This window comes from Stenotrophomonas sp. P5_A8 (assembly GCF_056400545.1).
This window is the reverse complement of record NZ_JBFULB010000306.1, coordinates 1-4,571: the sequence shown is the minus strand read 5'-3', so window position 1 is coordinate 4,571 and position 4,571 is coordinate 1. Positions and strand designations below refer to the sequence as shown.

Annotated in this window: 4 protein-coding genes; 3 read left to right on the top strand and 1 reads right to left on the bottom strand. The window is 65.4% G+C overall.

Annotation, left to right across the window (positions count from 1 at the left end; translation table 11 throughout):
- Positions 1-29: 29 nt before the first annotated feature.
- Complete coding sequence (ppsA, locus tag AC1DQP_RS16870; RefSeq protein WP_457320507.1) at positions 30-2,408, bottom strand: phosphoenolpyruvate synthase; 2,379 nt, start codon at positions 2,406-2,408, stop codon at positions 30-32.
- Positions 2,409-2,551: 143 nt separating this feature from the next.
- On the opposite strand from ppsA, the gene ppsR reads away from it, so the two are divergent.
- The 3 genes from ppsR to AC1DQP_RS16855 all read left to right on the top strand — a co-directional run bounded on the left by ppsR (position 2,552) and on the right by AC1DQP_RS16855 (position 4,551).
- Complete coding sequence (gene ppsR / locus AC1DQP_RS16865) at positions 2,552-3,373, top strand: posphoenolpyruvate synthetase regulatory kinase/phosphorylase PpsR (protein ID WP_256777228.1); 822 nt, start codon at positions 2,552-2,554, stop codon at positions 3,371-3,373.
- A gap of 117 nt (positions 3,374-3,490) precedes the next feature.
- Positions 3,491-4,003, top strand: a complete 513-nt coding sequence (locus AC1DQP_RS16860; RefSeq protein ID WP_478052050.1) for a DUF1249 domain-containing protein — start codon at positions 3,491-3,493, stop codon at positions 4,001-4,003.
- A gap of 59 nt (positions 4,004-4,062) precedes the next feature.
- Positions 4,063-4,551 carry an NUDIX hydrolase gene (locus tag AC1DQP_RS16855; RefSeq protein ID WP_256777247.1) on the top strand — a complete coding sequence of 163 codons (489 nt, stop codon included), beginning with the start codon at positions 4,063-4,065 and terminating at the stop codon, positions 4,549-4,551.
- Positions 4,552-4,571 lie beyond the last annotated feature (20 nt).

Here is a 4,571-nt window from a genome sequence, read left to right as displayed (position 1 = left end):
GGGTTTTGTTCGTCAACCTGCCAGCCGTATCAGCTGTTGGCCTTCAACTTGGCCAGACGCAGCCAGGTATCCACCACGGTGTCCGGGTTCAGCGATACCGACTCGATGCCTTCCTGCATCAGCCATTCGGCCAGGTCCGGGTGATCGGACGGGCCCTGGCCGCAGATGCCGACGTACTTGCCCTTGGCGCGGGCAGACTTGATCGCCATCGACAGCAGCTTCTTCACTGCCGGGTTCCGCTCGTCGAACAGGTGCGCCACGATCGAGGAGTCACGGTCCAGCCCCAGGGTCAGCTGGGTCAGGTCGTTGGAACCGATCGAGAAGCCGTCGAAGATTTCAAGGAACTCATCGGCGAGCAGGGCGTTGGACGGCACCTCGCACATCATGATGATCTTCAGGCCGTTTTCGCCCTGCTTGAGGCCGTTCTGTTCCAGCACCTCGACGACCTTGCGGCCTTCTTCGAGGGTGCGCACGAACGGGATCATGACCCACAGGTTGTCCAGGCCCATTTCGTTGCGCACGCGCAGCACGGCCTTGCACTCCAGTGCGAAGGCGTCCGAGAAGCTCGGGTCGACGTAACGGCTGGCGCCGCGGAAGCCGATCATCGGGTTCTCTTCGTGCGGCTCGTAGTTGCTGCCGCCGATCAGATTGGCGTACTCGTTGGACTTGAAGTCCGACAGGCGCACGATCACCGGGTTCGGGGCCACCGAGGCGGTCAGGGTGGCGATGCCTTCGGCCAGGCGGCCGACGTAGAAGCTGACCGGATCGGCGTAACCGGCGATCTTCTCGTCGATCTTCTTCTTGGTCGCCGCATCCTGGCGGTCGTATTCCAGCAGTGCGTTGGGGTGGATGCCGATGTGGCTGGCGATGATCATTTCCAGCCGGGCCAGGCCGATGCCGGCGTTCGGCAGCTGGCCGAAGTCGAAGGCACGTTCCGGGTTGGCCACGTTCATCATGATCTTCAGCGGCGCCGGCGGCATGTTGCCCAGGTCCGTGGTGGTGCGCTCGAACTCAAGGATGCCGTCGTAGATGAAGCCGGTGTCGCCCTCGGCGCAGCTGACGGTCACTTGCTGGCCGTCCTGGATCAGCTGGGTGGCGTTGCCCGAGCCGACCACGGCCGGCACGCCCAGCTCACGGGCGATGATCGCCGCGTGGCAGGTACGTCCACCGCGGTTGGTCACGATGGCCGAGGCGCGCTTCATCACCGGCTCCCAATCGGGATCGGTCATGTCGGCGATCAGCACGTCGCCGGGCTGCACGCGGGCCATATCGTCCAGGGTACGTACCACGCGGGCGGTACCGGCACCGATCTTGGCGCCGACGGCGCGGCCTTCGGCCAGCACCTTGCCGTCCTTCTGGTTCAGCGCGAACCGCTCGATCTGGGTGGCGTGGCCACGCGACTTCACCGTCTCCGGGCGCGCCTGCACGATGAACAGCTTGCCGCTGACACCGTCCTTGGCCCACTCGATATCCATCGGGCGGCCGTAGTGCTTTTCGATCACCAGCGCCTGCTTGGACAGTTCCTGCACGTCCTCGTCGCTGATGGAGAAGGTGTTGCGCAGGTCGGCCGGGGTGTCTTCGATGCGCACGCGCTCACCGGGGACATCCGAATACACCATGCGGATCGCCTTGCTGCCCAGCGAACGGCGCAGGATCGCCGGCTTGCCGGCGCTCAGGGTGGGCTTGTAGACGTAGAACTCGTCCGGGTTGACCGCACCCTGCACGACCATTTCACCCAGGCCGAAGGACGAGGTGACAAACACCACGTCACGGAAGCCGGACTCGGTGTCCAGGGTGAACAGCACGCCGGAAGAACCCACGCCCGAACGCACCATCAGCTGCACGCCGGCCGACAGGAACACGTCCTCATGCTTGAACCCGTGGTGGACGCGGTAGGCGATGGCGCGGTCGTTGTACAGCGAGGCGAACACTTCCTTGACCTTGAGCACGACATCGTCGGCACCGGTCACGTTGAGGAAGGTCTCCTGCTGGCCGGCGAAGGACGCATCGGGCAGGTCTTCGGCGGTGGCCGAGGAGCGCACCGCGACGGCGACATCACCGCCGCCGTTCTCGCTGCACAGCTTGGCGTAGGCGCTGCGGATGTCCTGGTCCAGTTCCGGATGCAGCGGGGCGTCGATCACCCAGCCGCGGATCTCCTTGCCGGCGATCGTCAGCGCGCCGACATCTTCCACGTCCAGCGTGGCCAGCTTGTCGAAGATGCGCTTGGACAGATCGTTGTGCGCGATGAAGTCCTTGAAGGCCTCAGAGGTGGTTGCGTAACCGCCGGGGACAGACACCCCCAGACCGGCGAGGTTGCCGATCATTTCGCCAAGCGACGAATTCTTGCCGCCTACGCGGGCCAGGTCGGCCAGGCGCAGTTCGTGCAACCACAGGATGTTCTCGTTCAAGCGCGATGCTCCGTTTGGCCATCGCCCGAGGCGGGCTGGATGGCCACGTCCGTAGGAAGAAGCCGATATGATGCCGGGCAGACTGCTATCGGCACAAGCTTGTATCGATAGCCTTTTTAAGCTTCGTAGGGGGTAAAAGCCGTATGTCGACGATCCGTCCGGTGTTCTATGTGTCCGATGGAACCGGTATCACCGCTGAAACCATTGGGCATAGCCTCCTGACCCAGTTCTCCGGGTTCAGCTTCATTACCGACCGGATGTCGTTCATCGATGATCCGGAAAAGGCGCGGGAAGCCTGTGAAAGGATCCGTGCAGCGGGCGAGCGCTACCAGGTGCGGCCGATCGTGGTCAGTTCCTGCGTGGACAGCGGCCTGAGTGTGATCCTGGCCGAAAGCGGCGGGCTGATGCTGGACGTGTTCGCTCCCTTCATCGAGCCGCTGGAGCGCGAACTGGCGGTCAACCGCCATTCCCGGGTGGGCCAGGCCCACGGCATGGTCGACTTCGAGACCTACCATCGGCGCATCAACGCGATGAACTTCGCGCTGACCCATGACGACGGCATCGCGATCAATTACGACGATGCCGACGTGATCCTGGTGGCAGTGTCGCGCGCCGGCAAGACCCCGACCTGCATCTACCTGGCCCTGCATTACGGGGTGCGCGCGGCCAATTACCCGCTCACCGACGAGGACCTGGAGCACGACCGCCTGCCGCCGCGGCTGCGGCCCTACCGCAAGAAGCTGTTCGGCCTGACCATCGACCCGGACCGCCTGCAGCAGATCCGCCAGGAGCGCCGGCCCAACTCGCGCTACGCCAACCTGGACACCTGCAAGCGCGAGGTGGCCGCAGCCGAGACCATGTTCCGGATGGAGCGCATCGCGACGCTGAGCACCACCCATACCTCGATCGAGGAGATCTCCAGCAAGGTGCTGACCACGTTGGGACTGCAGCGCGAGCTCTACTGAGGCCGGGCGAGGGGGCCGGCCAGCGGCCGCAAGGTCCGGATGAACCTGTTCGGGCGCGGCCCTTTGGCCGGGGCGTCGCCGCCCCCACGTTGAAGGATCAACGTGTAGGATCGACGTATGGCCCAGGCATCCCCCCGTATCGAACGCATCCCCAGGCTCAGCCGCCTGAGCTGGCTGATGGGGCTGTACGCGGAAAACTACCAGCATCTGGTGCGGCTGTTCGCGCCGGCCGAGCTGGTGCCCGGCAGCTACGTGTCCTCGGTCGGCGACGGGCTGGACGTGCGCCTGGATGTCATCGAGTGCCACCGCTACACGGTCGAACTGCGGCTGACCTATGATTTCGCCGACCCGGTGACCGGGCAGCCGGACCCGTCGGCCTACGTGCGCCTGTACCGTGACGCGCGCCAGGCCGAGACCACGCACTGCTATGTCGGCCGTCGCTGGCAGGACGTGGTGGGCATGTACCCGCCGCCGGCCGAACTGATCAGCCATCGCATGCGGATGAACACGTTTCTCGGCAAGTGGCTGGAATACCTGGCCGAGCGCGGCCACRGCGTGGCCACCCTGCACCGCGATGGGGACGCCTTGCCGGCCCCGGCCGACGCCCGCCGCACCCGCGTGACCGGCTGAGCCGACCGCCGCGCGCGGATCGCGCATAATCGGGGTTTGTGTCCGTGAGCCCCCGCATCATGCCCTATACCCCGATCGTGGCCACCCTCGGCTACGTGCTGTCGCCCGATGGCAAGCAAGCGCTGATGATCCACCGTAATGCCCGACCCGGCGACCTGCACCTGGGCAAGTACAACGGGCTGGGCGGCAAGATGGAGCGCGACGAAGACGCCGCCGCCTGCATGCGCCGCGAAATCCGCGAGGAAGCCGGCATCGAATGCGGCACCATGCGCCTGCGCGGCACCATCAGCTGGCCGGGGTTCGGCAAGAATGGCGAAGACTGGTTCGGGTTCGTGTTCGTCATCGACGATTTCACCGGCACACCGCTCACCTCCAACCCGGAGGGCACGCTGGAGTGGGTGGACCTGGACAAGCTGGAGACCCTGCCACTGTGGGAAGGCGATCGCAGCTTCCTGCCGCTGGTGTTCGACGCCGAGCCGCGCGCGTTCCACGGGGTGATGCCGTACCGCGACGGTGCCATGCAGTCCTGGAGCTACACCCGCCTGTAATGGCGGCCGCTGGCCGGCAA